1 protein-coding gene is annotated in these 420 nt (G+C 28.3%); it reads left to right on the top strand.

The genetic code is table 11. The features are described from left to right. Positions 1 to 124: 124 nt before the first annotated feature. The coding region (locus HMPREF0077_RS10165; protein ID WP_004837940.1) for a plasmid mobilization protein at positions 125 to 420 on the top strand (296 nt) is incomplete at its 3' end.

Below are 420 nucleotides of genomic sequence, written 5' to 3'. Positions count from 1 at the left end.
AGTACCCACTTACGAAAAATTGATGAAGCAGAACCTTTATGGGCTGCTTCTTTTTTTATCAATTTTACCTTGTTAGGGAGAACCCTAAGACCCCAATATTTTATGATAAGGAGATAGATATACCATGGATAATAGAAAAAGAAATAATCAATTAAAAATATATTTAACAGATGAAGAGAAAGAAATTTTTGAAAAGAAAATGAAACTTGCAAATTGCAAAACTATGTCCCACTTTCTTAGAAAATGTGTATTGGAAAAAGAAATTTATGTTGTAGATTTAGAACCATTTAGAGACCTCCAATGGCTACTTTCAAATGCAACAAATAATATAAACCAGATTGCAAAAGCTACTAATACAACTGGTGTTATATACAAAAATGAAATCAAATCAATGAATAAAGAGATAGAAAAAATATCAAG

Source organism: Anaerococcus tetradius ATCC 35098 (assembly GCF_000159095.1).
Lineage (GTDB): Bacteria > Bacillota > Clostridia > Tissierellales > Peptoniphilaceae > Anaerococcus > Anaerococcus tetradius.
Note: the sequence above shows the minus strand (reverse complement) of the source record. Positions and strands in the feature narration are given on the sequence as shown.